This window comes from Pseudomonas sp. UBA7500, assembly GCF_002478435.1.
GTDB classification, from domain to species: Bacteria; Pseudomonadota; Gammaproteobacteria; order Pseudomonadales; family Pseudomonadaceae; genus Aquipseudomonas; species Aquipseudomonas palmensis.
Genome location: NZ_DLNW01000018.1, coordinates 136,091 through 162,939, shown reverse-complemented (window position 1 = coordinate 162,939; position 26,849 = coordinate 136,091). Strand labels below are relative to the sequence as shown.

The following is a 26,849-nucleotide window of genomic DNA, read 5'->3' as shown; positions in this document are numbered from 1 at the left end:
CCGCCCCCACAGCACCGGCACAGGTGCCTACAGCCGCCTTTCGCGCAGGTAGGCCAGCACCGCGGCCCGATCGCCGGCGAACTCGATGCGCGCCGCCTTGGCATCGCGCTGGTAGGCGTACATCGGGTCGTAGTACTCGCTCAGCAGGCCCTCGATCCACGCACGGTGCAGCTCCACCGCGCCGCTCGCACGCTGCACCTGCAACGCCGCGTCCATCGCCGCCGCCAGGCGCTGGTAACGCTCGCCACCCAGGCGCCGGACAATGCCCGACAGGCTCTCGCGCAGCCGCCCGGCAAAGTGCTCGAAGCCCTGCTCCGGCCCGTGGGCCAGCACGAACTCGGCGCACAGGTCGATCACATAGTCCTGCAGGATTCGTTGCACGCGGCATTCCAGGCTGTCTTCGAGCCACACCAGCGGCGCCTGCTGCATGCGCCGGTACAGGCCCAGCGGCACCGCGCGGCTGCCGATCATGCGCCCCTCGTCCTCGAGCACGAACTGCTCGATGCCGGCGTTGCGCTTTTTCAGCAGGTCCACCGCCAGGGTGTTTTCAAAACCGATCTGCGCCGGCTGCGCAGTGGCATGCCGGCCGAAGCTGGAGCCACGGTGGTTGGCGTGCCGCTCCAGGTCCAGCGCATTGTCCAGCTGCGCCAGCGCCTCGGTCTTGCCGGTGCCGGTCATGCCGCCCAGCAGCACGAAATCGCACTGCGCCACGGCCTGGTCGCCAACCTCCAGCAGAAACGTGCGCAAGGCCTTGTAGCCCCCGCCTACGCGCCGGTAGCGGATACCGGCCTCATCGCGCAGCCACTGCTGGGTGATCTGCGAACGCAGGCCACCGCGAAAGCAGTACAGCAGGCCATCGGGGTTGGCCCGGGCGAACTGCGCCCAGGCCTGGATACGGGCCTGGCGCAGCGCCCCGGACACCAGCTGGTGCCCGAGCACCATTGCCGCCTGCTGGCCATGCTGCTTGTAGCAGGTGCCCACCTGCTGGCGCTCGTCGTCGTTCATCAACGGCAGATTGCTGGCGTGGGTGAACGCGCCCTTGTCGAACTCGACCGGTGCGCGCACATCCATCAGGGGCACATCGTCGAGAAAGATCGAACGGTAGTCGGTGCAGTCGTCGTGCATCAACACACCTCGACCGCATGGGTGCCGCGCGCCACCAGCGTGCCGATCGGCGTCAGCGCCAGGCCCTGTGCCTGCGTCAGCTCGAGAAACGCCGCCTGCCCTTCGGGCGCCACCGCCACCAGCAGCCCGCCACTGGTCTGCGGGTCGCACAACAGCAGCTTGTGCGCCTCGCTCAACGGGCCGATGCGCTCGCCATAGCTGTCGAAGTTGCGCAGCGTGCCACCGGGTACGCAACCCTGCTCGATGTAGTGCTCGACACTGGCCAGGCGCGGTACCTGCGCCGCTTCCAGGCGCGCGGTCACGCCGCTGCCATCGGCCATTTCCACCAGGTGCCCGAGCAGGCCGAAGCCGGTGACGTCGGTCATGGCCTTGACCCCCTCCAGGCGCGCGATCTGGCTGCCGATACGGTTGAGGGTGCACATCTGGTCACGCGCCAGGCCCACGTCTTCGGCGCGCAGCAGGCCCTTCTTCTCCGCCGTGGTGAGCACGCCGATGCCCAGCGGCTTGGTCAGGTACAGCTGGCAGCCGACGGTGGCGGTGTCGTTGCGCTTGATGTGGCGCTTGTCGACGATGCCGGTGACCGCCAGGCCGAAGATCGGCTCGGGGGCGTCGATCGAATGCCCGCCGGCCAGGGGAATGCCGGCCGCATCGCACACCGCGCGCCCGCCGCGGATCACCTCGCGGGCGATCTCCGGGGCCAGCACGTTGACTGGCCAGCCCAGGATGGCGATGGCCATCAGCGGGTCGCCGCCCATGGCGTAGATGTCGCTGATGGCGTTGGTGGCCGCAATGCGGCCGAAATCGAAGGGGTCGTCGACGATGGGCATGAAGAAGTCGGTGGTCGAGACCACGCCGCGCTCGTCATCGATGGCATACACCGCCGCGTCGTCGCGCGAGGCGTTGCCCACCCACAGGCGCGGGTCGAGGTTCTGCGCGCCGCTGCCGGCGAGGATCACCTCGAGCACCTTGGGTGAAATCTTGCAGCCACAGCCGGCGCCGTGGCTGTACTGGGTAAGGCGTACTGGTTCGTTCATCGGTTGTCCCCCGGGTTCAAGCCCCTGAGTCTAAGGCAGGGGACCCGGGGGCGCTACGTGATGGTGGCTACTGCTAGACCTTGAACTGGGTCACCAGCAGGTTGAGGTCGACCGCAAGGCCTGCCAGCGCCTGGCTGGCGGCATTGCTCTGGCGTGCACCGGCCGCGGTCTGGATCGACAGGTCACGGATGTTGACCAGGTTGCGGTCCACCTCGCGGGCCACCTGGGCCTGCTCCTCACTGGCGCTGGCGATCACCAGGTTGCGCTCGTTGATGCCGGTGATGGCCTGGGTGATCTCGTCCAGGGCGTGACCGCACAGCTGCGCCACTTCCAGGGTGGCGTGGGCGCGCTGGTTGCTGTTGCGCATTGCCGTGACCGCCGTGCCGGTGCCCTGCTCGATGGTCCCGATCATGGTCTCGATCTCCTGGGTGGACTGCTGGGTGCGGTGCGCCAGCGCCCGAACCTCGTCGGCCACCACGGCGAAGCCGCGCCCGGCATCCCCGGCCCGGGCCGCCTCGATGGCGGCGTTGAGGGCCAGCAGGTTGGTCTGTTCGGCAATCGCGCGGATCACTTCCAGCACCTGGCCGATGTTGCGTACATCGCCCGCCAGGTGCTCGACCTGCTCGCAGGTGTGGGTCACGTCGTCGGTGAGCTGGCCGATGGAGTCGACGGTGCGCTGCACCTGCTCGCGGCCGTGGTGGGCGGTCTCGTCGGTCTGGCGCGAAGCCTCGGAGGTGCTCACGGCGTTGCGGGCCACCTCCTCCACGGCCGCCGTCATCTCGTTCACCGCCGTGGCCGCCTGCTCCACTTCGTCGTTCTGCTGCTGCAGCGCGCGATTGGAGTCGTCGGTGGCAGCCTGCAGCTCTTCGGCGGCCGAGGCCAGCTGGCTGGAGGAACTGGCGATTTTCTGCAGCGTGCCGCGCAAGCTGCCCTGCATGTCGCGCAGCGCCAGCAGCAGACGCGCCGGCTCATCCTTGCCGCTGATGCTGATCTCGTCGCACAGGTCGCCACCGGCGATGGTCTGGGCAATGCCCACGGCTTCGCCCAGCGGGCGCACGATGCTGCGCGTGAGCAGCACTGCCAGCGCCACGGTCAAAGCCAGCACCACGGCCAGAATCGCCAGCACCAGGCTGATGGCGCCATGGAATACCTCGGTGCTGCGTTGGGCCGCCTGCTCCCCGCCCTTGTCGTTGAGCGCAATGATTTCGAGCAGGTCGGTGAGCATGCCGTCGGCATTGGTCAGGTACGGGCCGGCGTCCACCAGCGCGATGGCGTCGTCCTTGCGCCCCTGCTGCAGTAATTGGACGACCTTGTGCTGATCGGCAAGGTAGCGCGTCTTGGCCTGCTGGTAGCGGGCGAACGCGGCCTGTTCCTGCGCCAGGGTGATCAGCCCGGCATAGGTCGCCTCCTGGGTGTCCAGCTGCGCTTCGAGCTGGTGCAGACGCGTGATCAGGTCCTGCAGGTCGTCGCCGTCGCGCAGTACCAGCAGGCGCAGGGTCAGGGTGCGGATCTGGGTGCTGGTCAGCGCTACGCCGTTGGCCGCGACAATCGAGGGCAGCCAGTTCTGGTCGACCTGGTTGGACTGTTCGTTCATTCGACGCATTTCCAGCAGCGACAGGCCGCCAAGGGCCATCGCCAGCAGGGCAATCAGCGCGAAGCTGAGGCCGGCACGCAGGGAAATGTTGAGGGAGCGCAGAAGCATGGGGTGTTCCTTGTGGCTGCAAAAGTACAACCCGCGCCGGGACAGGCGGCGCGGTCAGGTTCTGCAGGCAAGGCGGTGAAGCGGGAGGGCAGTGTTCTTTATGAGTGCTTGCTCCACTGCCGGCGGGATCACTCGGCGGCAGTGAAGCCATGATATCACATTGACATTAATTGTAACGTTGTCGGTGGTCAGGACTTGAAGCGGCCCACCAGTGCGTTCAATTCGGCCGACAGCGTGGACAGCCGTCCGGAGTCCTCCTGCGCCGAGCTGGCCAGGCTTTCGACCAGGCGCGCTTCGTCGTAGATCTGCTGGATATGCCGGTTGATCTCTTCGGCCACACTGTGCTGCTCCTCGGCGGCGGCCGAGATCTGCAGGTTCTGGTCGCGGATCTCGTTGACCGACAGCTGGATGCCCTCGAAGCTGTCGCGCGCGCTTTCGATGGAGGTGACACTGGCCCGGGACAGGTCCTGGCAGCTTTGCATCTTCTGCGATACCTCCTGGGTCTTGCTGGCGAGGGTACCGAGCAACTGGTCGATTTCGCCGGTGGAGTCGGCGGTGCGCTTGGCCAGCGCGCGCACCTCGTCCGCCACCACGGCAAAGCCGCGGCCCTGGTCGCCGGCGCGGGCGGCCTCAATGGCGGCATTGAGCGCCAGCAGGTTGGTCTGCTCGGCGATGGCGCGAATGGTGCCCAGGATCTGGTTGATGCTGCGGCTGCCCTCCTCCAGCTCGACCATGGCCTGGGACGACTCGCTCAGGCGGTTGCCCAGGCGGTTGACGTTCTCGGTGGTCAGCTCGATCTGCTGCTTGCCTTCGGCCACCCGGCGATGCCCGCTTTCGGCGGAATCGGCGGCGTTGCTGCACGAGCGGGCCACCTCGTTGGCGGTGGCGACCATTTCGTTGAATGCGGTGGAAACCAGCTCCACCGCTTCACGCTGGCGCCCGGCCGCCTGGTTCATGTTGGTGGCCACCTCGCTGTTGACCTGCGAGGCGTCGTGCAGGTTGGTGGAGGCTGCGCCGATGCGCTGGATCAACTGGCGGATGGCCGCCAGAAACCGGTTGAACCAGCCGGCCAGCTCGGCCGTTTCGTCCTTGCCCTGCACAACCAGGTCGCGGCGCAGGTCGCCCTCGCCCTCGGCGATCGACTGCAGGCCCGTGCTGACCTGGCCGATGGGCTTGACGATCACCCGGGCGAACGCGGCGCCGATCAGCGCGAAGAAGATCGCCAGCACCACCACGATGATCCCGGCCAGGTAGGTCATACGCGTGGCGGCGCCCATCACTTCGCGCTGCTCGATCAGGCCCACGAAGCGCCAGCCCAGGCCTGGGGAGGTCCATACGTTGGCCATGTAGCGAACCCCGTCGATCTCGACGTCGGCAGCCCCCTGTTCGGTGGCCGCGAGCCTGGCGTAGGGCTCGCCCAGGTCCTTGAGCGGCTTGAAGCTGTGCCCGTCGTCGCGCGGGTCGACCAGCACCACACCGTCCTCGATCAGCATCACGTAGCCGCTTTGACCCAGCTTGATGCTCTTGACCAGTTCGGTGAGGTTCTTCAGCGAGACGCTGACCACGAACACGCCGCGGGGCTTGCCGGCGCCGTCGAGCATGGCCCGGGCGGTGCCCACCAGGGCCACGTCGTCCTTGTCGTAGTAGTAGGCCGGGGTGCGCACGGTCTTGCCGGGGCTGGCCATCGCGGCCTTGTACCAGGGGCGCTGGCGCGGGTCGTAGTTGGCCAGTTGCGGGTCATCCGGCCACTTGGCGTAGGTGCCGTCTTCCAGGCCGATGGACAGGATGGCCGCCGCCGGGTGGGTGGCGCCAAAGCGTGCAAAGGCGTCGATCACCCCCTGGGCCGGCGCTGGCAGGGGCTGGCTGGCAGCGTCGGCAGCGCGGTAGTCCTTGAGCGTCTGCACAGCGCTGTATACAGGATCGGCCGACATCTGATCGACGTTCTGCTGCATCCCGTCGAAGAACTGGCGCATGTTGCCGTCGATCTGGCGTATTTCCCGGGTGCTGCCATCGATGAACTGTTCAACCGCCTGGGTGCGGATATTCATCACGCTGACCACCGCGACCACCGTCACCGGGATGAAAGCCACCAGTACAAACGCAAGGACCAGCTTGTTTTTTATATTCATCGCGCGCTTCACCCTCCCCGGGCATGAGGCGCCAGTCACCCGAGCAGCGTGAGTTCTGGCAATTTGCTATCACCGCTGTTTCGGCTGGGGAGGTGAAAATCTTTAATACAGTTTCGTGTACAAAAAAATGCAGGATTGTTTCTAGTTGGTCGGCCGCATGGGGCGCGGCGCCGGCATGCCAGGCGTGGCGCCCTGCAGCACCAGGCGGGTGATGGTGGCGGCCGCCAGCGCGTAGTCGTCGCCCTGGGGCGCATGCACGCCCGTGAGCTGGGCCATGCGCCAGCCGAAATTGGTGTAGGTGCGGGTGGCCGACCAGATGAACAGCATCAGGTGTTGCGGGTCGACCGGGGCGATCAGGCCGCGTTTGATCCAGCTGTTCAGGCAGTGCACGTTGAGCTGCGCCTCGGCGCGCAGCAGGTCGCGGCACACCCCGGGCAGTTGCTTGGCCCCGTGCAGCAGCTCGCTGCTGAACACGTTGGAGGTGTACGGGTGGTCACGCACGATGCGGATGCGCGCCTGGATGTAGGCCGGCAGCGCCACCTGCGGGTCATCGCTGGCGCGCAGCACGGCGGAGGCCGCGAGCAAGGGTTCCAGAAAGGCCATCAGCACCCGGGTGTAGAGGTTTTCCTTGGTCTGGAAGTAGTAGTACAGGTTGGCCTTGGGCACGCCGGCGCGGGCCGCGATGTCGCGGGTCTGGGCGGCGTTGTAGCCCTTGCTGGCGAATTCCTCGCTGGCGGCCTCGAGAATCAGCTGCTGGTTGCGTTGACGAATGCTGGACATGGCGATGGCACTTCGGGGAAAGACCCTCGCAATATACAAAAATACATAGCGATGAGGCTATGCATGCCAGGTTGCGGGCGCGCCTTCGCCGGCAAGGCCGGCGGCTGGAGTGGGTGGGGCGCCTCAGGCCTCGGCCAGCAGGTAGGTGCGCAGGTCCCTGGAGACCTCTTCGGCCAGCAGCCCGACGATCACCTCGACACCGGCCTGGCGCAACAGGCGAACCCCGGCCCCGGCATTGCGCGGGTCCGGGTCGAGCATGCCGACGAACACCCGCTCCACCCCCTTGTCGATCAACGCCAGGGCACACGATGGGGTGCGCCCCTGGAACGAACAGGGCTCCAGGGTCACATACGCTGTCACACCCCGGCCCCCTTCCGGCAATTTCGCCAACGCCATGGCCTCGGCATGGGGCTGCCCCGGCGGTTGGGTGTGGCCCTGGCTGATCACCTGGTGATCGCGGACCATCACGCAGCCCACCGGCGGGTTGGGCCGGCACGCCGGCAAGGCACGGCGCCCCTCGATCAGGGCCAGTTGCATGAAATCGCTGTTGGAAGGGAGTATCGGCATAAGGTCCTTGCCCAGTGGGTTCCAGAATGAGCGAAGGCGACAGGGTACTCCTGCTGCACGGCGAGGGCACGATTTCTCCCGCATCGTGCGCTCACGCCGGTTGCCCGTTGTCGCTGCCGGCGGGCTTCGCTATAGTCACGCCCTGGCGTTCTCCGCGCCTGCCGTCCGCGCAAAGGGCCACGCCCCGGTACAGAACAGCCTCATTCGTCGATACGACTCCCGGCCTGCAAGCGGACAAGGCCCGACCCAGGAGATCGTATGCTCGCCGCCCTGCCCCCGCACATCTGCCATGACGGCAGAATCAACCTCGAACACCAGCGCAAACGCGCCAAGACCCTGCTCAGGCACCTGCTGGCCGGCACTGCGCCGGCGCACTTCAAGCCCCTGCCCCACACCCGCGCCCCACGCCTGGCCGATGCGCAGTGGCTGATCGCGCAGGAGCTGGGCTTTGCCAGCTGGCCAAGGCTCAAGGCGCATGTCGACGCCATCGACTTTGCCGCACGCAACCCCGGCTTCGAAGCCGACGACGAAGCCCGCAGCGTGCATTGGCGGTGTGGCAACGACATCGCCCATACCCTGCGCCTGGCCGGTTTCAAGGGGGCCTTCCATACCTTCATCGACCCGCTGTGCATGGGCCCGGTACCGGCACTGCCGGCGCAACCGTTGCTCGCCCTGCGCAACGACTACATCAGCCGCGTGTTCGGCATGCCAGAAGCCGACGTGGCGCGGCGCAGTGCCGAGGAGTACGCCGCCCTGGCGCAGCTCGACGGGTGCCCGCACGCCGTGCTGTGGTGCGAGGCGGATGCCTATGACCAGCTGTTCCTGATCCGCGTGCTGGCGGGCATCGAGCAGTTGCCCGAGTGCCTGGAACTGATCGAGATCAGCCAGGTGCCGGGGGTGCAGCGTTTCATCGGCATCGGCCAGCTCGCGCCGGACCTGCTGGCCTGGCTGTGGCCCCAGCGTCGGCGCCTGGACGAGGCAGCGCTGGCGCTGGCCCGGCGTGCCTGGGCGGCGTACTGCGCGCCCTCGCCACTGGCCTGGGCGCAGCTGGCCCATGCGCCAAGCCCGGCACTGCCCTTGCTGGCGCCGGCATTGCTGCGCCAGTTGCAGGAACTGCCGGGGCTGGCCGACGGCCTGTCGCTGACCGAGCGCCTGGCCCTGGGCATCGTCGCCGAGGCCGGCAGCCTGGCGTTCGGCCGGGTGTTCGCAGAGCTCATGGGCAGGCGCGAGCCACTGCCGTACCTGGGCGACCAGATGTTCCATGCGCTGATGCGCCCGCTGATCGATGCGCCCACGCCGTTGCTGTTCGAAGCGGACGTTCACCTGCCCTGGCCGCAACGCAGCCTGACCCTCACGGCCCTGGGCCAGCGGGTACTGGCAGGTGACGCCTACTGGCTGGACCAGGCGGCCCCCGAACGCTGGGTAGGCGGTGTACGCCTGCAGGCCGGGCTGGCGCACTGGGCACTGGATGCCCATGGCCAGCCGGTGTGGCGCCATCAACCGTCCTGATGCCTGCCGAACGACCGCCGACCTAGCCAAAGGTCGGCACCCCAAAACGTAACAATATGTACAAAGCACGCGGTTGATTGTTTATGCTGGCCTGCTCATGCCATGGCGCATAGCCACATCGACCTGTTAATCGACCATGAAAATCTTTCTCGTTCTACTGTTTGTCTTCTCCATCGCCTACGTGCACCTGCGCGGGCGCGTGCGGCACAAGCTCACCCGCCAGCTGGGCGATCACTCCAGCTTCCTGGCCCCGATCAACGTGTTCCTCTACCTGTTCTCCCGGCTGCCGGCCAAGCCTTACCTGCCGGTGGAGGCCTTCCCCGAGCTCAAGCCGCTGCAGGACAACTGGCAGGAAATTCGTGCCGAAGCCCAGCAACTGCTGCACGTGGGCGAAATCAAGAGTTCGCAGAGCCATGACGACGTCGGCTTCAACTCGTTCTTCAAGAGCGGCTGGAAGCGCTTCTACCTGAAGTGGTACGGCGAAAGCCACCCGTCGGCCATGAAGCTGTGCCCACGCACCACCGAACTGCTGCAGGGCATCGGCACGGTCAAGGCGGCGATGTTCGCCACCCTGCCGCCGGGCTCCAAACTTGTGCGCCATCGTGACCCGTATGCCGGCTCCTACCGCTACCACCTGGGGCTGGACACGCCCAACGACGAGGCCTGCTATATCTGCGTCGACGGCGAGAACTACCACTGGCGCGACGGCGAGGCGGTGATGTTCGACGAAACCTACATCCACTACGCGGCCAACCACACCGAGCACAACCGCATCATCCTGTTCTGTGATGTGGAGCGACCGCTGAAGTACCGCTGGGCGACGGCGTTCAACCGCTGGTTCAGCCGCAAGGTGATGGCCGCCGCTGCGGCGCCGAACGATGCGGGCGACAAGACCGGCGGGATCAACCGGCTGTTCACGCGCATCTACAAGATCCGCGAGCGCGGCAAGGCGCTGAAGAAGCGCAACCGGCTGCGCTACTACCTGGAGAAGTGGGCGGTGGTGGCGCTGTTGCTGCTGGTGTTCATCTATATCTGAGGTGGCCCTTTCGCCGGTAAGGCCGGCTCCTGCAGGCGGCGCGTGAGCCTGTGGGGGCCGGCCTTGCGGCAAAACGGCCCCTACCAAAGTACGCCCCCACCCCGACCATCGACCAACGGCGCCCCAGTGCCGAAAAAACTAGCTTCACTGTTCATTTTGTCGCAACACAAAAAGGTGAAGACGATGAGCATGATGGACTGGGATGGCTACCGCAAACAGCTGATGGCCGGTATCGGCGACCTCAAGCAACTCTCGCCCGGCACGGTCGACGGCTACATGACCGCCAGCGGCGCCGGGGCCAAGACCAACCACCTGGACGCAAAGACCCGCGAGCTGATCTCCCTGGCCGTGGCGGTGACCACCCGCTGCGACGGCTGCATTGCCGTGCACTCGGCGCAGGCGGTCAAGCAAGGCGCCACCCGTGAGGAAATCGCCGAGGCCCTGGGCGTGGCCGTGGCGATGAACGCCGGCGCCGCCCTGGTGTACTCGGCGCGCGCACTGGATGCGGTGGGCAAGGCCGGGGAGTAACCCGACCCGGGGCCTGCGCTCAGGGCTGCACAGGCCGCTCCATCAGCACCACCTCGATCGGGTCGCCGCCCACCCCGTGGGAGAAGAAGTCGCGCCCCTTGGCGACAAACCCGTGACGCTGATAGAAGCCCTCGGCATTGAGCGTGGACTCGACCTTGATCACCTCCACGCCCGGCGCCCGGGCCTTGGCCAGGCCCGCCTCCAGCAGGCGGCTGCCCAGTTGCTGGCCGGCCGCCTGCTGCAGCACGAACAGGCGCGTGACTTCGCCAGGTTCAGCGTCGACAAAACCGACCACCGTCTCACCCTGACATGCCACCACCATCGAGCCCTTGGCAATGGAACGCTCGTAATCCTCATGGGTTCGCTGGCCCATCCAGCCGCGCAACTGCTCATCCGAATAGCGCCCACCCGCCAATTGCGTGATCGACTGGTGCGTCACCGCAAATACCGCTGCCCCATCGCCGGCCCGGGCCGCGCGCAAGGTGATCGACTCCATGGGTTCCCTTCCCCTGTGAATGCATGAGCCGCCACTCTAGCCGGCCTGCACGGTGGCCTCAACCACCCGGGTTGGTGAACTGGATGTACAGGCAGAAGCTGCCCAGCAGCAGCCAGAAGCCGATGAACAGCCAGGGCGTGCGCATGGAGAACAGCAGCGACTTGCAAAAGCCCTTGTGGCTCGATTCCAGCTCGTTGAACAGCGGCGATTCGTCGTAGGCCAGGCCCATGGCCGGCTTGCTGTGCAGCAGGTTGCTCTGCTTGAAGTGCCAGTGATCGATGATCAGGTAGGCCGCGCGTATGCCCGGCCAGGCGTTGAGCGAGCTGACGATGCCAAGCAGCGCCATCAGGCACGGCACCACCAGGGTGAACAGCTTGCCCCATTCGGGGTTGAGGTTGGCCATCGACGAGGCAAAGGCGATCACCAGGAACGACTGCGCCGTGAGGTAGGCGTTGGTCCGGTTGGACAGCAGGCTGGTTTCGTACTGGATCTCGCGCCGGTAGAAGTCCAGGCGCTCCTTGGGCGAGCCGAACAGCAACGGGTCGTCTTCGTCGCTCGATTGCACGGGCAAGGGCTGGGTGATGATTTTCGACATGTCTGGGTATCCGCAACCAGTGGTCGAATTTGGAGCCCGCCCCGGCGCCAGCGTTCAGTTGATTGCGCCGGTCGGGGCGCAATCCCTTAGAATGGCGCCCCACCCGCCCCCTTCGCCCGCCAAGGATTCCCATGCTGCAGATCCGCCCGATGACCGCCGCCGATTTCGACCGCTTCTGGCCCACCTTTCAGGCCGTGATCGCGGCGCGGGAGACCTACGCCTACGACCCGAACCTGAGCCTGGAGCAGGCCCGGCACCTGTGGCTGGAGGTGCCGCTGCACACGCTGGTGGTCGAGGACGAGGGCCAGTTGCTGGGCGCGTACTACCTCAAGGCCAATGCCGCAGGCCCCGGCAGCCATGTGAGCAACTGCGGCTACATGGTCGCCGAGGCCGCCCGCGGGCGCGGCGTGGCGCGGCTGATGTGCGAGCACTCCCAGCGCCTGGCACGCAACGAGGGCTTCCTGGCCATGCAGTTCAACTCGGTGGTGGCCAGCAACGAGGTGGCCGTGGCGCTGTGGCACGCGCTGGGCTTCGAGACCGTCGGGCGCCTGCCCAGGGCCTACCAGCATGCCCGCCTGGGCCTGGTCGACTGCCTGGTGATGTACAAGTGGCTGGGTGAAATGACTGCGCCCGAACAGCCAAGGCTGATCGGGCGCAAGAACATCGAGGCAGTGGTGTCGCGCAAGCGCGGGCGCTAGCCCTTAGAACGCAAGGCCGACCTTGATGCCGAACTCGTCACGCTTGAGCTTGATGTTGTCGGCCACTTCCGAGTCTTCGTCCAGCTTGTACTCGGTGCGGGTGTAGTACAGGCCGGCCATCACCGGCATCGAGCCCTTCTGGTTCATCAGCAGGCTGACTTCGGCATAGGGGTTGGTACGGTCCTTGAGGTCGACAGTGTCGTTGCCCACGTCTTCGACATGCAGCTTGGCCTTGCTGTCCAGCGAACGGCGTGCACCGGCTTCCAGGCGCAGGGTCATGTCGTCGAACTGGTGGTTGTAGCCCAGCGCGGCCTTGGCGAAGGGGGTGCGACCGGTCAGCTTCATGTCGTAGCCGTTGGATTCCAGCTCGTAGCGCGACCAGTTGTAGCCGCCGCCCACGATCAGGTCGACCGAGTTGCGCGCATCGATCGCGGCGCGCCAGCCCAGGTCCACGTCGGCCTGGCCTTCCTTGAGCTTGGTGTCGTTGTGGTCGCCGTACTTGAGGTCGACACCGGCCTGGTAGATGAAGCCGGATTCAGCGGTGAGCTTGTTGCCGAAGTTGAAGAACAGGCCGCCTTCACCCATGCGGTCGGTATCGGACTCGCTGCCGCCTTCGAGCTTGAACTTGTTGTAGGCGCCGAGAACACCAAAGGTTGCAATCGGGTCGGTGGGGGCTGCGGCCAGCGCACTCAGGGGGGCGGCCAGTACCGCCAGGGCCGAGGTCTTGAGCAGCAGGTTGCCGAATCGCTTGGACATCACTTTCAGTCTCCATTTATGTGAAAGGCACTCGGGGTCGAATGCGACCTTTCGAACCCCGGGCGTTTCAAAAAGTTCAGACGAAGGCTCTGGGGTGCGGGTTGTGTCACAGAAACCGTGTCGGGCGTTCACAAAACCCTGTGGGAGCTGGCATTGCCAGCGAAGGCAACGCCGCAGATATACAGCCGATGGAATGTTTGCAGCAGCGCGCAGTCCGATTCTTCAAGCCCCAGCCATCAGGAGTACCGCATGACTGCACGCAAACTGTTCACCACCCTTGCCCTGCTCGGCAGTGTCGCGCTGGTCCAGCTCCCGGCCCAGGCCGCCGAGCCCAGCGTGGTCGCCCCCGAGTCCCCGACCCGCGAGCTGAAGGTGCACGACAAGGCCCCCGACCTCTACAAGCGCGACGACATGGCCCTGCGCGGCTGGAAGGAAAAGGGCCTGAGCCAGCCCGACGAAGACAGCCAGTGGGTCAAGATCCAGGACAACTACGTGCTGATCGAAATCACCAACGGCACCATCAAGAAGATCGTGCCCGCCAAGGGCTAGCCCAGCACCGGCAGGCTGTAGCGCTCGGCGAAGTACTGGCGCAGGAACTCGACCGCCACGCGTACTTTCGCCGAGCTGGCCAGGGGCGAGGTGTATACCGCCCAGATGTCCGCCGCCTGGTGATAGTCCTCCAGCACCGGCACCAGCCGGCCATCGGCCAGGCTGTCGTGCACATCCCAGTACGAACGCAGCAGTATCCCCCGCCCGTCCAGGCACCATTGGTGCGCCACCTCGCCGTGGTTGGTCGACAGCCCGCCGGTCACCCGCACGCTCTGCTCGCCCTGCGGCCCCTGTAGTTGCCAGACGCCGAACGGGTGGTCACGCTCCTTGATCACCAGGCAGTCATGGCTGCTCAGCTCGGCCAGCTGGCGCGGCGTGCCACGCCGTTGCAGGTAGCCCGGTGCGGCGCACAGCACGCGCCGGTTATGGGCCAGCGGCTTGGCGATCAGGTGCGGGGCAATCACGTTGCCCACGCGGATATCCAGGTCCACCCCCTCCTCGATCAGGTCCACCAGGCGGTCGTGCACGTCCAGGCGGATATCCAGCTGCGGGTAGCGCTCGGCCAGCTCCGACAGCGCCGGCGCCACGAAGCGCCGGCCCAGGCCCAGGCTGCTGGCGATACGCAACTGGCCCACCGGCACGCGGTGCTGGGTGCTGATGTCGTCGCCCATGCGCTGCACCGTCTCGAAGATCTGCAAGGCCCACTGGTAGACCCGCTCGCCCTCCTCGCTCAGCGACACCCGCCGCGTTGTGCGGTGCAGCAGGCGCACGCCCATCTGCTGCTCGAGCAGGCGCACACGCTTGCTGATGAACGCGGCCGACATGCCCAGTTGCTCGGCCACCGCGGCAAAGCTGGCGCGCTTGGCCACCTGGACAAAAATGTTGAGGTCTTCGAGGTTGGGCAGACTATTCACGATATGTGCACAAAGAATTCATGTTGGGCGAGATTATCTCTGACCCAATGGCTTATAGCATGCGCTCACCTGTTCCCAAACAACAACGAGTGAGCCGCCATGACCAAGACCTTCAAGATTGCCGCCATTCCCGGCGACGGTATCGGAAACGAAGTGCTGCCCGAGGGCATCCGCGTGGTCGAAGCCGCCGCGCGCAAGCACGGCCTGGACATCCAGTTCGAATTCTTCGAGTGGGCCAGCTGCGACTATTACCTGGCCCACGGCAAGATGATGCCCGATGACTGGTTCGAGCAGCTCAAGGGCTTCGATGCGCTGTACTTCGGTGCGGTCGGCTGGCCCGACAAGGTGCCGGACCACATCTCGCTGTGGGGCTCGCTGCTCAAGTTTCGCCGCGACTTCGACCAGTACGTGAACATCCGTCCGGTGCGCCTGTTCCCCGGCGTACCCTGCCCGCTGGCCGGTCGCGAGCCGGGCGACATCGACTTCGTGGTGATCCGCGAGAACACCGAGGGCGAGTACTCCTCGCTGGGCGGTCGCATGTTCGAAGGCACCGAAAACGAGTTCGTGCTGCAGGAGTCGGTGTTCACCCGCCGCGGCGTCGACCGCATTCTCAAGTATGCCTTCGACGTGGCGCAGACCCGCGAGCGCAAGCACGTGACCTCGGCCACCAAGTCCAACGGCATGGCCGTGAGCATGCCGTACTGGGACGAGCGCACCGCCGCGATGGCTGCCAACTACCCCGAGATCAGCTGGGACAAGCAGCACATCGACATCCTCTGTGCACGCTTCGTGCTGCAGCCGGACCGCTTCGACGTGGTGGTGGCTTCCAACCTGTTCGGCGACATCCTCTCCGACCTGGGCCCGGCCTGCGCCGGCACCATCGGCATCGCACCGTCGGCCAACCTCAACCCCGAGCGCAGGTTCCCGTCGCTGTTCGAACCGGTCCACGGCTCGGCGCCGGACATCTTCGGCCAGAACATCGCCAACCCGATCGCGATGATCTGGTCCGGGGCGCTGATGCTGGAGTTCCTCGGCAATGACGGCGCCGACCCGCGCTACCGCGCCGCCCACGACGACATCCTCGGCGCCATCGAGCGCGTGATCGCCGCCGGCGACACCACCCGCGACATGGGCGGGCAGAAGTCCACCCAACAGGTCGGCCAGGCCATCACCGCGCTGATCGAAGGGTGAAACAACGGGCCGGTTGTCTGAATTGCCAGACAATCCGGCCCGTCACCTCTTGCGAGCCCACAAGATTCTAGGCAGAATCTGTTAACCAAAAGATAGTCGTTAACTGATAGTTAACAGAAGGAGGACGCTTTACCGCATTACCCCCCGGATTGCCTGCCGGGTACAGATAAGAACGCCAACGTCCAGGAGACGATGATGTCGCACAAGAATAAAAAACAGATAGATGTGTTCCTGATTACCGTGAGCCTGATTGCCGTGCTGCTCACCGTGATCGGCCTCGCCGTGTTTCCCTCCCAGGCCGAACAGGCCGCCAACCAGTTGTTCGAGATTGCCACCCGTACCTTCGGCACCAGTGTCCAGGTGCTGGTATTCGGCAGTTCGCTGGCCGTGCTGTATCTGGCGTTCAGCAAGTACGGCAACATCCGCTTCGGCAGCGGCAAGCCCGAGTACTCCACCCCCACCTGGGTGTTCATGTTCATCTGTGCCGGCATGGGGTCCTCGACCCTGTACTGGGGCGTGATGGAATGGGCCTACTACTACCAGACCCCTGGTCTGAACATTGCCGCGCAATCGAGCCAGGCGCTGGAATACAGCGTCAGCTACTCGTTCTTCCACTGGGGCATCAGCGCCTGGTCGATCTATGCCCTGGCCTCGCTGGCCATGGCCTATCACTTCCACGTGCGCAAGAAGAGCGGCCTGAACCTGGCCTCGATCGTCGAGGCGGTGACCGGCTTCAAGGCCACCGGCCCGATCGGTCGCACCGTGGACCTGATCTTCCTGCTGACCATGATGGGCGCGCTGACCGTGTCGCTGGCGCTCACCGCCTCGACCCTGACCCGCGGCCTGCATGACCTGGCCGGTACCCCCGACACCTTCACAGTGCAACTGATGGTGATCGGTGCAGTGGCCATCCTGTTCTCGCTCAGTTCCTACATCGGCATCGATGGCGGCCTGCAGCGCCTGAGCAAGATGGTGTGCATCGGCGCGCTGGTGTTCGCCGGCGTGGTGCTGCTGGTGGGCCCGACCCAGTTCACCATCAACAACACCGCCAACTCCATCGGCCTGATGGTGCAGAACTATGTGCGCATGAGCCTGTTCACCGACCCGGCCGGCGACGGCGCGTTCACCCGCAACTGGACGGTGTTCTACTGGCTGTGGTGGGTGTCCTATGCCCCGGGCGTGGCCATGTTCGTGACCCGTGTGTCCCGTGGGCGCCAGCTCAAGGAAGTGGTGTTCGCCCTGCTCGCCGGTGGCAGCGTGGGCTGCTGGTTCTTCTTTGGCGCGCTGGAAAGCTACAGCATGCACCAGTTCATCAACGGCGCCATCGACGTACCGAAGATCCTCAGCGAGCAAGGCGGCGAATCGGCGGTCAGTGCCCTGCTGACAGCACTGCCGATGGGCAAGGTGTTCCTGGGCGTGTACCTGTTCATCATGGCGGTGTTCTGCGCCTCGCACATGGACGCTGCCGCCTATGCCGTGGCGGCCACCAGTACCCGCAACCTGCGCGAAGGCGACGACCCCACCCCCACCCACCGTCTGTTCTGGTGCGTGGTGCTGACCCTGGTACCGCTGGCCATGCTGTTCGCCAAGGCCTCGCTGTCGACCATGAAGACCGCCGTGGTGCTGACCGCGATCCCGTTCATGGTGATTCTGCTGATCAAGATCTACGGCTTCTTCAAGTGGATGCTGCAGGACTACGGCCACGTGCCGGCCCACCGCATCGAGGAAGAGGCCGCGCGCCTGGCCGGCGAGCAGCCCGAACAGCCTGAACCCGTTGAACAACCCGCAGCGGCCCCGGTAACCGCGACGGCCCGCTGAGTCGCTGACCCCGACCCACCTGCACGGATGCAGGCCTGACGGTCTTTTTTTTGCCTGTTCTGTTAACCAATAGATACACGTAAACCAATAAGTAAAAGCCAATTGAACAACGGTGCGCCGGCCTGGCTGGACGCCCCCGTGAGGAGATAGCAATGAACGACTTCAAACGCCTGCCCGCCGATTTCTGCGCCAGCGCAGACGAGGCCTTCACCATTCCGGCCAAGTTCTACACCCAGCCTGCGGTGTTCGAGCATGAGAAAGAGAACATCTTCGCGCGCAGCTGGATCTGCGTGGGTCATCGCAGCGAAGTGGCCGAGAACAACGCCTACATCACCCGCGAGATCATCGGCGAGAGCATCATCGTGGTGCGTGGTCGCGACAGCGTGCTGCGCGCCTTCTACAACGTGTGCCCGCACCGTGGCCACCAGTTGCTCAGCGGCAGCGGCAAGGCCAAGAACGTGATCACCTGCCCGTACCACGCCTGGACCTTCAAGCTCGACGGCGAACTGGCCCACGCACGCAACTGCGAGAACGTGGTCAACTTCGACAAGCAGAACTCCACCCTGGTGCAGCTGCGCGTGGAAGAGTACGCAGGCTTCATCTTCATCAACATGGACATGGACGCCGGCAGCGTCGAAGACCAGCTGCCCGGCCTGCAGGCACGCATGCGCCAGGCCTGCGCGGTGATCGACGACCTGCACCTGGCAGCACGTTTCGTCAGCGATACCCCGGCCAACTGGAAGTCCATCGTCGACAACTACCTGGAGTGCTACCACTGCGCCCCGGCGCACCCGGGCTTCTCCGACTCGGTGGACGTCGGCCAGTACAGCCACACCACCTACGGCAACTGGACCCTGCAATATGGCCTGGCCAAGCCGTCGGAGCAGTCGTTCAAGTTCGACGAAAGCGTCAAGGACCCCTCCTTCGCCGGCTTCTGGGCATGGCCGTGCACCATGTTCAACGTGCCGCCAGGCGCGAACTTCATGACCGTGATCTACGAGTTCCCGGTCGACGCCGAAACCACCCTGCAGCACTACGACGTGTACTTCCTGAACAAGGACATCACCGAAGAGCAGCAGAAACTCATCGACTGGTACCGCGAGGTGTTCCGCCCCGAGGACCTGCGCCTGGTCGAGAGCGTGCAGAAGGGCCTCAAGTCCCGCGGCTACCGTGGCCAGGGCCGGATCATGGCCGACCGTGAGCGCAGCGGCATGAGCGAGCACGGCATCGCCCACTTCCACAACCTGATCGCCGTCGCCCACCTCAACGACTGACAACGCCCGCCCCCGGTACGCCGGGGGCGGCATGGAGTGCCTTGCGTGAAACTCAACGATCCCACACTGCTGCGCCAACAGGCGTACATCAACGGCCACTGGTGCGATGCCGACGACGGTCGTCAGGTCGAGGTCTGCGACCCGGCCAACGGCGAGCGCCTGGGCAGCGTGCCACTGATGGGCGGCGCCGAGACGGTACGCGCCATCGAAGCCGCCGAGGCCGCGCTGCAAGGCTGGCGCGAGCGCACCGCCAAGGACCGCGCGCAGGTGCTGCGCCGCTGGTTCGAACTGCTGCTGCAACACGAAGACGACCTGGCCCGGCTGATGACCTTCGAGCAGGGCAAGCCGCTGCACGAGGCACTGGGCGAGATCCGCTACGCGGCCTCGTTCATCGAATGGTTTGCCGAGGAAGGCAAGCGCGTCTACGGCGATGTCATCCCCAGCCCTTCCAACGACAAGCGCCTGCTGGTGATCAAGCAGGGCATCGGCGTGTGCACCGCCATCACCCCGTGGAACTTCCCGGCGGCGATGATCACGCGCAAGGTGGCCCCGGCCCTGGCCGCCGGCTGCACCATCGTGGTCAAGCCGGCCAACGAAACCCCCTTCTGCGCCCTGGCGCTGGTGGAGCTGGCCGAACGTGCAGGCATCCCGGCCGGGGTGTTCAGCGTGGTCACCGGTGATGCGGTGGCCATTGGCGCCCAGTTCACCGGGCACCCGGCCGTGCGCAAGCTGAGCTTTACCGGCTCCACCCCGATCGGCCGGCTGCTGATGGGCCAGTGTGCCCAGAGCATCAAGAAGGTGTCGCTGGAACTGGGCGGCAACGCGCCGTTCATCGTGTTCGACGATGCCGACATCGACGCCGCCGTCGAAGGCGCGCTGGCAGCCAAGTACCGCAACGCCGGCCAGACCTGCGTATGCGTCAACCGTTTCTACGTGCATGACAGCGTGTATGCGCAGTTCACCGAACGCTTCGTGGAGCGCGTGCGCGCCCTGGGCGTGGGCCACGGCACCAGCGCCGCGAGCCAGGTCGGCCCGCTGATCAGCGACAAGGCCGTGGCCAAGGTGCGCAGCCTGATCGACGACGCCGTGGCCAAGGGCGCCGACCTGCTGCTGGGCGGCGAAGCCCATGCGCTGGGCGGCAACTTCTTCGCACCCACGGTGCTGGCCAACATTGCGCCGGGCACCCAGCTGCTGCAGGACGAGATCTTCGGCCCGGTGGCGGCCATCGTGCGCTTTCGCAGCGACGAAGAGGTGATTGCCCAGGCCAACGACACCCTGTACGGCCTGGCGGCGTACTTCTACAGCCGCGACATCGCCCGGGTGTTCAAGGTGGCCGAGGCACTGGAGTACGGCATGGTCGGTATCAATACCGGGCTGATCTCCAATGAAGTGGCGCCGTTTGGCGGCGTCAAGCAGTCGGGCCTGGGCCGCGAAGGCTCGCGCTACGGCATCGAAGACTATCTGCAAATCAAGTACCTGTGCCTGGCCGTGTGAGCCAGTGGCAGTCGAGGTGAATCATGGCCAACAAATACGAGATGTTCAGTGTGCAGGTAACCGCCGTCGAGCAGGCGACGCCGCTGATCAAGCGCTTCACCCTGGCCCGTGAGGACGGCGCGCCGATGCCGGCATTTACCGGTGGCAGCCACGTGATCGTGCAGATGCAGGGCGCCGACGGGCGCCAGTTCAGCAACGCCTACTCGCTGATGAGCGACCCGCGCGACACCCGCAGCTACCAGATCGGCGTGCGCCTTGAAGAGCAGTCCAAGGGTGGCTCGGCGTTCATGCACCAGCAGGTCGAGGTGGGCAGCGTGCTGACCATCTCCAGCCCCAACAACCTGTTCGCGCTGGACCCGAGCGCGGGCCGGCACGTACTGATCGCCGGCGGCATCGGCATCACGCCGTTTCTGGCGCAGTTGCATGAACTGGAGGCCGGCAGCACCGCCTACGAGCTGCACTATGCCTTTCGCAGCCCCGAGCATGGCGCGTTCCAGGCCGAACTGAGTAGCGGGCCGCATGCGGCCAACACGCAGTTCTACATCGACAGCCTGGAGCGCAAGCTGGACCTGGCCGCGCTGTTTGCGGGCCTGGATGACGCGGCGCATGTGTATGTGTGCGGGCCCAAGCCGCTGATCGATGCGGTGATCGCCACCGCAGCATCGCTGGGCATTGCCGAGCAGCGCGTGCACTGGGAGCAGTTTGCCGCGGCGCCGGTGACCGGTGCGGCGTTTACCGTGGTGCTGGCGCGCTCGGGGCAGGAGTTGCAGGTAGAGGAAGGCATGACCATCTTGCAGGCCATCGAGAAATCCAAGGCGGCCAAGGTGGAATGCCTGTGCCGCGAGGGTGTGTGCGGCACCTGCGAGACCATGATTCTGGAGGGTGAGGCCGAGCATTTCGACCAGTACCTGAGCGATGAAGAGAAGGCTTCGCAGCAGAGCATGATGCTGTGCGTGTCGCGGGCGCGCACGGCACGGCTGGTGCTGGACCTGTAGATCGAATCGCGGGTCAAGCCCGCTCCCACAGGTGCAGTGCAGTTCCTGAAAACACTGCAATCCCTGTGGGAGCGGGCTTGACCCGCGAATGGCCTGCGCAGCAGGCCCAAGGTCTCAAGCCGGGCGCAGCACCAGCACCGCCAGTGGCGGCAGGTTCACCGCCAGCGACAGCGGCTGCCCATGGCTGGGCAACGCCTCGCTGTTCACCGCCCCGAGGTTGCCGTAGTTGGACCCGGCATACACCTGGGCATCGCTGTTGAGCACCTCCACCCACTGTTCGCCAAACGGCACCCCGATGCGATAACCCTCCCTCGGCACCGGCGTGAAGTTGGCCACCACCAGCAACGGCTCGCCCTCGGCGCTCCAGCGCAGCCACGCATACACGCTGTTGCGCGCATCGTCGCCGATCAGCCACTGGAACCCTTGCGGCACGCAGTCCTGCTGATGCAGCGCCTTCTCGTCGCGGTACAGCCGGTTCAGGTCGGCCACCAGCGACTGCACACCCTTGTGCTCGGGGTACTGCAACAGGTACCAGTCCAGTTCCGCGTCATGGTTCCACTCGCGCCACTGGCCGAATTCGCAGCCCATGAACAGCAGCTTCTTGCCCGGATGGCACCACATGAAGGCCAGGTACGCGCGCAGGTTGGCGAACTTCTGCCAGCGGTCGCCCGGCAACTTGTCGATCAGCGAGTGCTTGCCGTGCACCACCTCGTCATGGGAAATCGGCAGGATGAAATGCTCGGAATACGCGTAGATCAGGCCGAAGCTCATCTCGTTGTGATGATGCGCACGGTGGATCGGGTCGTTCTGGATGTAATGCAGGGTGTCGTGCATCCAGCCCATGTTCCACTTGTAGTTGAAACCCAGGCCGCCCTGCTGGGTCGGCTGGCTGACACCCGGCCAGGCGGTGGATTCCTCGGCGATCACCAGCGCCCCCGGCGCCTCCTGGGCCACCACGTCGTTGAGGTGGCGCAGAAAATCGATGGCCTCCAGGTTCTCGCGCCCGCCGTGGCGGTTGGGTACCCATTCGCCGGCCTTGCGCGAGTAGTCGCGGTACAGCATCGAGGCCACCGCATCCACCCGCAGCCCGTCGATGTGAAAATGCTTGAGCCAGTGCAATGCCGAAGCCAGCATGAAGCCGTGCACCTCGTTGCGCCCCAGGTTGTAGATCAGTGTGTCCCAGTCCTGGTGGAAGCCCTCCAGCGGGTTGGCGTACTCATACAGTGCGGTGCCGTCGAACTGCGCCAGCCCATGTTCGTCGGTGGGAAAATGCGCCGGCACCCAGTCGAGGATCACGCCGATGTGGGCCTGGTGGCAGGCGTCGATGAACGCGGCGAAATCCTCGGCCGTGCCATAGCGCGCGGTGGGCGCGAACATCGACAACGGCTGGTAGCCCCACGAGCCGCCAAACGGATGCTCCATGATCGGCATCAGCTCGATATGGGTGAAGCCCAGCTCCTGGATGTAGGGCACCAGCCGCTCGGCCAGTTCGCGCCAGTTGTAGTAGCGAGCCACTTCACCGCTTTCATCCAGCTCGCATTGCCAGGAACCGGCGTGCAGTTCGTAGATCGACAGCGGCGCGTTGGTGGCCTGGTGCGCCGCACGCACGCGCATCCAGCCCTGGTCCTGCCACACATGGCCCAGCGCGGCGGCCACCTTCGAGGCGGTGCTGGGCGGCAGCTCGGTGGCCAGTGCCAGCGGGTCGGCCTTGAGCGGCAGGATGCCGTCGGGCCCGAGCAGTTCGTACTTGTACGTCTCGCCGGCCTGCAGGCGCGGGATGAACAGCTCCCACACACCGCTGGGCACGCGCTTGCGCATCGGGTGGCGGCGCCCGTCCCAGTTGTTGAAGTGACCGACCACCGACACCCGCCGCGCATTCGGCGCCCACACCGCAAAGCGCACCCCGTCGATGCCGTCCACCTGCGCGGGCTGCGCGCCGAATACCTTGGCCAGGTCGCGATGATTGCCTTCGGCGAACAGGTACAGGTCCATCTCGCCCAGCAGCAGCTGGGTAAAGCTGTAGGGGTCTTCGGTGACCTGCTCGCCCCCTGCCCAGTTGATGTGCAGGTCGTACGCCTGCGGTTGCTGCAACCGCCCGCTGAACAGCCCGGGCACACTGCCCTGCTCCAGCTCCAGCAGCACCTGCCCACTGTCACGGGCCAGCGCCCGGGCGCTCAGGGCATCGGGCAGGTAGGCGCGTATCCACTGCCCGCCCGCGCCATCCGGGTGCGGCCCGAGCACCGCGAACGGGTCGCCGTGCCTGGCATTGACCAGGTCATCGATATCCCTTGTGCCCAACCCAGCCTGTTCCCGCTTGTGCGCGCTCATTCATTCTCCCCACGTACTGACAAGCCCATGGAGGCCATGCAAGGGCACGGCCAACCAGCTCGGGCGATTCTCGGCTTCATACATAATTTCGTAGGCAGCCTTTTCCAGGCTGAACAGATCCAGCGCCGCGCGTGCCCCGCCGGGCTGTTCCCAGGCGTGCGGCAGGTCGGCGGTGGCCAGATCGTAGGCCTGAACAAAGGCATGCCGGGCCTGGTGCAGGTAGCGCCGCGCCACGCGCTGACGGGCCTGGCGGGCCGGCGGCGAGACGTCCACCCCCGACGCGCTGCGCAACACCATCGCAGCAGCATAGTCGAACGAACGCAGCACGCCGCTGACGTCCTTGTACGGGCTGTGCTTGCCGCGTCGCTCCTCCAGCGGGCGCGCCGGCTCGCCTTCGAAGTCGATCAGATAGGCATCGCCCTGCACCACCAGCACCTGGCCCAGGTGCAGGTCGCCGTGCACTCGTATCAGCACGCCACCGACCGCCTGCATGGCCAGTTCGCTGACCTGTTCGAGCAGGCCCTTGCGCTGCTTGCCCAGGTCGTCGACCAGCGCCTGGCTGTCGGCATCCAGCTCATCGCGGTGCTGCTCCAGCAGGTCGAACGCCTGGTTGAGCTGGGCACTGACCTGCTTGCCCCACGCCTTGCCATCGCGCGCGCTACTCACCCGCGGCTTGAACGCCGGGTCCTGGGTGGGCGCGGCCAGCACCTTGTGCATCTGGCCCAGGCGCTGGCCCAGCTGCGCGGCAAAGGCCTGTAGCTCCTGCAAGGCATCGGCATGGGTCTGCGGGGCCTGGGTGCCGGGTTCCATTTCGTCGCGAATCGCGCGTTCCAGGGTGTTCTGGGTCCAGTCCCAGGCGTCGCCCTGGTTGCTCAGGTAGCCCTGGGCGATCATCAGCAGGTGCGGCTGCCCGGTGGCGTCCACCCGGCTCAACCAGCCCAGCAGCGGTGATATGTTCGGGTAGCCGGCGGCAGTGAGGTAGGCGCTCATCTCGAGCTCGGGGTGGATGCCGCCATTGACCCGGCGGATCAGCTTGAGCACCAGGCTGCCCCCTACCACCACCGAGCTGTTGGACTGCTCGGCCGACAGGTAGCGCACCGCCGGCTCGTCGCCCAGCTCCAGGGCGGCCAGTTGCTCGGTGGCCTGGAACTGCAACTCGCCGTCGCTGCAGCTCAGGCGCGTGCCATCGGCAAAGCCGGCCAGCACCGCGCGAATGAAGCTTTCGAGCACGAAACCATCGGTGATCAGGCCCACCTGGCGCCCCCGGCGTACCCGTGACAGGGCCAGTTGCTGGGGCAATGCGCTGGTCAGCTGGTCTTCGCCGATCAGGCCGAACGGCAACTGATAGCGGCTGGTCTGCCCGCCGCTGTCGACCTCGATTTCACTGAGCAGCACGGGGCTGGTGGCCGCACCGAAGCGCACGCCATAGGCGATGCGCACCTTTTCCACCGCGGCGCCCTTGCCCGCGAACCAGCGGCGCTTGGGCAGGTACTGCGGCAGGATGGCGTCTTGCAGGGTGTCGCGCGACGGCGATTCGAGCAGCTCTTCCATGCGTTTCTTGAGCACCACGGTGGTGAACTCCGGTAGCGGCTGCGCGGGCTGCACATGCCAGCTGGGCATCTGGTCCCTGGGCGCGAGCAGGAACCAGTAGAAGCCATAGGGCGGCAAGGTCAGCAGAAACGGCAGTTGGCCGATCGGCGGGAACGCGCTGCCGCCGAGCATCTCCACCGGCACCTGGTCGACATAGGCCGAGAGGTCCAGCTCTGCCGCCTGGGCGGCGCGGGACACGTTGGCCACGCACAGAATGGTTTCGCCCTTGCCGTCGCTGCCGGTGAATTCGCGGACATACGCCAGGATGCGGCGGTTGCTGGGCGAGAGCATGGTCAGGCTGCCGCGGCCAAAGGCCTTTTGTTGCTTGCGCACCGCCAGCAGGCGACGGTTGAAGTTGAGCAGCGAATGCGGGTCGCTGGCCTGGGCCTCGACGTTCACCGACTGGTAGCCGTACAGCGGGTCCATGATCGGCGGCAGCACCAGGCGTGCCGGGTCGGCGCGGGAGAAGCCGCCGTTGCGGTCGATGGACCATTGCATCGGCGTGCGCACGCCGTCGCGGTCGCCCAGGTAGATGTTGTCGCCCATGCCGATCTCGTCACCGTAATACAGGGTCGGGGTGCCCGGCATCGACAGCAGCAGGCTGGTCAGCAGCTCGACCCGGCGCCGGTCGCGTTGCAGCAACGGTGCCAGGCGCCGGCGGATGCCCAGGTTGATGCGCGCGCGACGATCCTGGGCGTAGTAGTTCCACAGGTAGTCGCGCTCGCGGTCGGTGACCATCTCCAGGGTCAGCTCGTCGTGGTTGCGCAGGAAGATCGCCCATTGGCAGTTGGCCGGGATCTCCGGGGTCTGGCGCAGGATGTCGGTGACCGGAAAGCGGTCTTCCTGGGCCAGCGCCATGTACATGCGCGGCATCAGCGGAAAGTGAAAGGCCATGTGGCACTCGTCGCCCTGCCCTTCGCCGAAGTACAGCTGGGTGTCCTCGGGCCACTGGTTGGCCTCGGCCAGCAGCATGCGGTCGGGGTAGTTGTCGTCGATTTCGGCGCGGATCTTCTTCAGCACCTGGTGGGTTTCGGGCAGGTTCTCGTTGTTGGTGCCATCGCGCTCGATCAGGTACGGGATGGCATCCAGGCGCAAGCCATCCACGCCCAGGTCGAGCCAGTAGCGCATCACCCCGATCACCGCCTTGAGCACCTGCGGGTTGTCGAAGTTGAGGTCGGGCTGGTGCGAGTAGAAGCGGTGCCAGAAGTACTGGCCGGCAACCGGGTCCCAGGTCCAGTTGGAGTGCTCGGTGTCGAGGAAGATGATGCGCGTGCCGTCGTACCTGGTATCGGTGTCGGACCACACATAAAAGTCCCGCGCCCTGGAGCCGGGCTTGGCGCGCCGGGCCTTCTGGAACCACGGGTGCTGATCGGAGGTGTGGTTGATGACAAGCTCGGTTATCACCCGCAGGTTGCGCTTGTGCGCCTCGGCGATGAAACGGCGCACGTCTGCCAGGCTGCCGTAGTCGCTGTGCACGGCCTTGTAGGCGGCGATGTCGTAGCCGTCGTCGCGCCGTGGCGAGGGGTAGAACGGCAGCAGCCACAGGGTGTTGACCCCAAGCTCGGCGATGTAGTCGAGCTTGGCGATCAGGCCGGGAAAATCACCGATGCCGTCGCCGTTGGAGTCGAAGAACGACTTGACGTGCACCTGGTAGATGATCGCGTCCTTGTACCACAGCGGGTCGTTGATGAACGTGGCTGGGCGGGCTTTCTTCGCCATGTACGACTCCTTCTGGTTGGCG

At 65.8% G+C, this 26,849-nt stretch carries 22 protein-coding genes and 2 pseudogenes; 10 read left to right on the top strand and 14 right to left on the bottom strand.

Going from position 1 to position 26,849, the window contains the following annotated elements; genetic code table 11:
- Positions 1 to 27 precede the first annotated feature (27 nt).
- From mnmH to B4I46_RS08715, 8 genes and pseudogenes are all read right to left on the bottom strand, one after another.
- Positions 28 to 1,125, bottom strand: coding sequence for a tRNA 2-selenouridine(34) synthase MnmH (gene mnmH, locus B4I46_RS08740; protein WP_054914408.1), 1,098 nt, complete (start codon positions 1,123 to 1,125; stop codon positions 28 to 30).
- Positions 1,125 to 2,159 carry a selenide, water dikinase SelD gene (gene selD, locus B4I46_RS08735; protein ID WP_043860242.1) on the bottom strand — a complete coding sequence of 345 codons (1,035 nt, stop codon included), beginning with the start codon at positions 2,157 to 2,159 and terminating at the stop codon, positions 1,125 to 1,127. The genes mnmH and selD overlap by 1 nt, the downstream gene beginning before the upstream one ends.
- Positions 2,160 to 2,232: 73 nt before the next feature.
- Entirely contained in the window at positions 2,233 to 3,096 is an 864-nt protein-coding gene (locus tag B4I46_RS25610) for a methyl-accepting chemotaxis protein (RefSeq protein ID WP_370409268.1), read from the bottom strand.
- Positions 3,091 to 3,861 (bottom strand): annotated as a pseudogene (locus B4I46_RS25605) (MCP four helix bundle domain-containing protein); the annotation flags it as partial. The pseudogene B4I46_RS25605 and the gene B4I46_RS25610, both read right to left, overlap by 6 nt.
- Before the next feature lie 188 nt (positions 3,862 to 4,049).
- Entirely contained in the window at positions 4,050 to 4,817 is a 768-nt protein-coding gene (locus tag B4I46_RS25600; protein WP_370409269.1) for a methyl-accepting chemotaxis protein, read from the bottom strand.
- Positions 4,818 to 4,904: 87 nt separating this feature from the next.
- Positions 4,905 to 5,909 (bottom strand): annotated as a pseudogene (locus tag B4I46_RS25595) (cache domain-containing protein); the annotation flags it as partial.
- Between the two features lie 222 nt (positions 5,910 to 6,131).
- The gene (locus tag B4I46_RS08720) at positions 6,132 to 6,770 is read right to left on the bottom strand and encodes a TetR/AcrR family transcriptional regulator (protein WP_043860245.1); all 639 of its coding nucleotides are present in this window, start codon (positions 6,768 to 6,770) and stop codon (positions 6,132 to 6,134) included.
- A gap of 123 nt (positions 6,771 to 6,893) precedes the next feature.
- Complete coding sequence (locus tag B4I46_RS08715; RefSeq protein ID WP_043860246.1) at positions 6,894 to 7,337, bottom strand: bifunctional diaminohydroxyphosphoribosylaminopyrimidine deaminase/5-amino-6-(5-phosphoribosylamino)uracil reductase RibD; 444 nt, start codon at positions 7,335 to 7,337, stop codon at positions 6,894 to 6,896.
- Between the two features lie 258 nt (positions 7,338 to 7,595).
- On the opposite strand from B4I46_RS08715, the gene B4I46_RS08710 reads away from it, so the two are divergent.
- The 3 genes from B4I46_RS08710 to B4I46_RS08700 all read left to right on the top strand — a co-directional run bounded on the left by B4I46_RS08710 (position 7,596) and on the right by B4I46_RS08700 (position 10,410).
- Entirely contained in the window at positions 7,596 to 8,846 is a 1,251-nt protein-coding gene (locus tag B4I46_RS08710) for a DUF1835 domain-containing protein (protein WP_229590160.1), read from the top strand.
- A 136-nt stretch (positions 8,847 to 8,982) separates the two neighbouring features.
- Positions 8,983 to 9,882, top strand: coding sequence for a lipid A hydroxylase LpxO (gene lpxO / locus B4I46_RS08705; RefSeq protein ID WP_043860248.1), 900 nt, complete (start codon positions 8,983 to 8,985; stop codon positions 9,880 to 9,882).
- 183 nt (positions 9,883 to 10,065) lie between these two features.
- Complete coding sequence (locus tag B4I46_RS08700; protein WP_078481264.1) at positions 10,066 to 10,410, top strand: carboxymuconolactone decarboxylase family protein; 345 nt, start codon at positions 10,066 to 10,068, stop codon at positions 10,408 to 10,410.
- Positions 10,411 to 10,429: 19 nt separating this feature from the next.
- On the opposite strand, the gene B4I46_RS08695 is transcribed toward B4I46_RS08700, so the two are convergent.
- Complete coding sequence (locus B4I46_RS08695; RefSeq protein ID WP_286899658.1) at positions 10,430 to 10,906, bottom strand: GNAT family N-acetyltransferase; 477 nt, start codon at positions 10,904 to 10,906, stop codon at positions 10,430 to 10,432.
- A 58-nt stretch (positions 10,907 to 10,964) separates the two neighbouring features.
- Complete coding sequence (locus tag B4I46_RS08690) at positions 10,965 to 11,501, bottom strand: hypothetical protein (protein WP_043860251.1); 537 nt, start codon at positions 11,499 to 11,501, stop codon at positions 10,965 to 10,967.
- Between the two features lie 131 nt (positions 11,502 to 11,632).
- On the opposite strand from B4I46_RS08690, the gene B4I46_RS08685 reads away from it, so the two are divergent.
- Complete coding sequence (locus B4I46_RS08685) at positions 11,633 to 12,199, top strand: GNAT family N-acetyltransferase (protein ID WP_043863946.1); 567 nt, start codon at positions 11,633 to 11,635, stop codon at positions 12,197 to 12,199.
- A gap of 3 nt (positions 12,200 to 12,202) precedes the next feature.
- On the opposite strand, the gene B4I46_RS08680 is transcribed toward B4I46_RS08685, so the two are convergent.
- Positions 12,203 to 12,955, bottom strand: coding sequence for an outer membrane beta-barrel protein (locus B4I46_RS08680; protein ID WP_043863947.1), 753 nt, complete (start codon positions 12,953 to 12,955; stop codon positions 12,203 to 12,205).
- A 249-nt stretch (positions 12,956 to 13,204) separates the two neighbouring features.
- Between B4I46_RS08680 and B4I46_RS08675 the strand changes: the two genes are divergently transcribed.
- Positions 13,205 to 13,504 (top strand): RcnB family protein, encoded by a 300-nt coding sequence (locus B4I46_RS08675; protein ID WP_043863948.1) that lies wholly within the window; start codon positions 13,205 to 13,207, stop codon positions 13,502 to 13,504.
- Here the strand turns inward: B4I46_RS08675 and B4I46_RS08670 are convergent.
- The gene (locus B4I46_RS08670) at positions 13,501 to 14,418 is read right to left on the bottom strand and encodes a LysR substrate-binding domain-containing protein (RefSeq protein ID WP_054914402.1); all 918 of its coding nucleotides are present in this window, start codon (positions 14,416 to 14,418) and stop codon (positions 13,501 to 13,503) included. The genes B4I46_RS08675 and B4I46_RS08670 overlap by 4 nt on opposite strands.
- A 99-nt stretch (positions 14,419 to 14,517) precedes the next feature.
- Here B4I46_RS08670 and B4I46_RS08665 point away from each other — a divergent pair, with 99 nt between their 5' ends.
- The 5 genes from B4I46_RS08665 to B4I46_RS08645 all read left to right on the top strand — a co-directional run bounded on the left by B4I46_RS08665 (position 14,518) and on the right by B4I46_RS08645 (position 21,190).
- Positions 14,518 to 15,609, top strand: a complete 1,092-nt coding sequence (locus tag B4I46_RS08665; protein WP_043863950.1) for a tartrate dehydrogenase — start codon at positions 14,518 to 14,520, stop codon at positions 15,607 to 15,609.
- A 195-nt stretch (positions 15,610 to 15,804) separates the two neighbouring features.
- Positions 15,805 to 17,427 (top strand): BCCT family transporter, encoded by a 1,623-nt coding sequence (locus B4I46_RS08660; protein WP_043863951.1) that lies wholly within the window; start codon positions 15,805 to 15,807, stop codon positions 17,425 to 17,427.
- Positions 17,428 to 17,579: 152 nt separating this feature from the next.
- Positions 17,580 to 18,701 (top strand): aromatic ring-hydroxylating oxygenase subunit alpha, encoded by a 1,122-nt coding sequence (locus tag B4I46_RS08655; protein ID WP_043863952.1) that lies wholly within the window; start codon positions 17,580 to 17,582, stop codon positions 18,699 to 18,701.
- A 45-nt stretch (positions 18,702 to 18,746) separates the two neighbouring features.
- Positions 18,747 to 20,195 carry an NAD-dependent succinate-semialdehyde dehydrogenase gene (locus B4I46_RS08650; protein WP_043863953.1) on the top strand — a complete coding sequence of 483 codons (1,449 nt, stop codon included), beginning with the start codon at positions 18,747 to 18,749 and terminating at the stop codon, positions 20,193 to 20,195.
- Between the two features lie 23 nt (positions 20,196 to 20,218).
- Positions 20,219 to 21,190, top strand: a complete 972-nt coding sequence (locus B4I46_RS08645) for a PDR/VanB family oxidoreductase (protein ID WP_054914401.1) — start codon at positions 20,219 to 20,221, stop codon at positions 21,188 to 21,190.
- A gap of 114 nt (positions 21,191 to 21,304) precedes the next feature.
- Here the strand turns inward: B4I46_RS08645 and glgB are convergent, their stop codons facing one another.
- Positions 21,305 to 23,518 (bottom strand): 1,4-alpha-glucan branching protein GlgB, encoded by a 2,214-nt coding sequence (gene glgB, locus B4I46_RS08640; protein ID WP_286899655.1) that lies wholly within the window; start codon positions 23,516 to 23,518, stop codon positions 21,305 to 21,307.
- Positions 23,519 to 26,827, bottom strand: coding sequence for a maltose alpha-D-glucosyltransferase (treS, locus tag B4I46_RS08635; protein ID WP_286899652.1), 3,309 nt, complete (start codon positions 26,825 to 26,827; stop codon positions 23,519 to 23,521).
- Positions 26,828 to 26,849 lie beyond the last annotated feature (22 nt).

Bases quoted from the DNA above. Each gene is read 5' to 3' on its own strand.
- mnmH (WP_054914408.1), bottom strand. From the start codon at position 1,125: ATGCACGACGACTGCACCGACTACCGTTCGATCTTTCTCGACGATGTG.
- selD (WP_043860242.1), bottom strand. From the start codon at position 2,159: ATGAACGAACCAGTACGCCTTACCCAGTACAGCCACGGCGCCGGCTGT.
- B4I46_RS25610 (WP_370409268.1), bottom strand. From the start codon at position 3,096: ATGCAGGGCAGCTTGCGCGGCACGCTGCAGAAAATCGCCAGTTCCTCC.
- B4I46_RS25600 (WP_370409269.1), bottom strand. From the start codon at position 4,817: ATGAACCAGGCGGCCGGGCGCCAGCGTGAAGCGGTGGAGCTGGTTTCC.
- B4I46_RS08720 (WP_043860245.1), bottom strand. From the start codon at position 6,770: ATGTCCAGCATTCGTCAACGCAACCAGCAGCTGATTCTCGAGGCCGCC.
- B4I46_RS08715 (WP_043860246.1), bottom strand. From the start codon at position 7,337: ATGCCGATACTCCCTTCCAACAGCGATTTCATGCAACTGGCCCTGATC.
- B4I46_RS08710 (WP_229590160.1), top strand. From the start codon at position 7,596: ATGCTCGCCGCCCTGCCCCCGCACATCTGCCATGACGGCAGAATCAAC.
- lpxO (WP_043860248.1), top strand. From the start codon at position 8,983: ATGAAAATCTTTCTCGTTCTACTGTTTGTCTTCTCCATCGCCTACGTG.
- B4I46_RS08700 (WP_078481264.1), top strand. From the start codon at position 10,066: ATGAGCATGATGGACTGGGATGGCTACCGCAAACAGCTGATGGCCGGT.
- B4I46_RS08695 (WP_286899658.1), bottom strand. From the start codon at position 10,906: ATGGAGTCGATCACCTTGCGCGCGGCCCGGGCCGGCGATGGGGCAGCG.
- B4I46_RS08690 (WP_043860251.1), bottom strand. From the start codon at position 11,501: ATGTCGAAAATCATCACCCAGCCCTTGCCCGTGCAATCGAGCGACGAA.
- B4I46_RS08685 (WP_043863946.1), top strand. From the start codon at position 11,633: ATGCTGCAGATCCGCCCGATGACCGCCGCCGATTTCGACCGCTTCTGG.
- B4I46_RS08680 (WP_043863947.1), bottom strand. From the start codon at position 12,955: ATGTCCAAGCGATTCGGCAACCTGCTGCTCAAGACCTCGGCCCTGGCG.
- B4I46_RS08675 (WP_043863948.1), top strand. From the start codon at position 13,205: ATGACTGCACGCAAACTGTTCACCACCCTTGCCCTGCTCGGCAGTGTC.
- B4I46_RS08665 (WP_043863950.1), top strand. From the start codon at position 14,518: ATGACCAAGACCTTCAAGATTGCCGCCATTCCCGGCGACGGTATCGGA.
- B4I46_RS08660 (WP_043863951.1), top strand. From the start codon at position 15,805: ATGTCGCACAAGAATAAAAAACAGATAGATGTGTTCCTGATTACCGTG.
- B4I46_RS08655 (WP_043863952.1), top strand. From the start codon at position 17,580: ATGAACGACTTCAAACGCCTGCCCGCCGATTTCTGCGCCAGCGCAGAC.
- B4I46_RS08645 (WP_054914401.1), top strand. From the start codon at position 20,219: ATGGCCAACAAATACGAGATGTTCAGTGTGCAGGTAACCGCCGTCGAG.
- glgB (WP_286899655.1), bottom strand. From the start codon at position 23,518: ATGAGCGCGCACAAGCGGGAACAGGCTGGGTTGGGCACAAGGGATATC.
- treS (WP_286899652.1), bottom strand. From the start codon at position 26,827: ATGGCGAAGAAAGCCCGCCCAGCCACGTTCATCAACGACCCGCTGTGG.